Annotated in this window: 1 protein-coding gene; it reads left to right on the forward strand. The window is 76.5% G+C overall.

What is annotated here, in order from left to right; all coding sequences use genetic code 11:
• Positions 1 to 493: glutamate ligase domain-containing protein (locus AC2W7A_RS13275; protein ID WP_485991744.1), on the forward strand; the 493-nt coding region annotated here is incomplete at its 5' end.
• Positions 494 to 548: the final 55 nt, after the last annotated feature.

The raw sequence follows: 548 nt of genomic DNA on the forward strand, positions 1-548 counted from the left end.
CGGGCTCGAGGCCTTCCGCGGCACCGCCCGCCGGTTCGAGTTCCGCGGGACCGGACGGGGAGTGCGCGTCTTCGACGACTACGCGCACCACCCGACCGAGGTGGCCGCCGCGGTGGCCGCCGCCCGCGCGGTGGCGGGGCAGCACCAGGTGCACGTGCTGTTCCAGCCGCACCTGTTCTCCCGGACCCGGGACTTCGCCGCCGAGTTCGCTGCGGCCCTGTCCGGGGCCGACCGCGTGCGGGTCCTGGAGGTCTATCCGGCCCGCGAGGAGCCGATCCCCGGAGTCGACTCGAGCCTGATCTCCTCCCGCCTCACCACGGCGGACGAATCGGACCGCGCCGTCGCCGCCGACCCGGAGCAGGCCGTGGCTGACCTGGTCTCCGCGGTCGAGGCCGGCGACGTGGTCCTCACCATGGGGGCCGGAGACGTGACCGCCCTCGGACCGACGATCGTGGCCGCCCTGGCCGGCGACGCCGCCGCGACCGGCGAATGAGGATGCCGTCCCTGCGCCGCAGGAGGGCCGCCGCCGACCGGGGGCGCAGCGGTCG

It is taken from the genome of Micrococcus sp. LASM2_SD2, assembly GCF_057364565.1.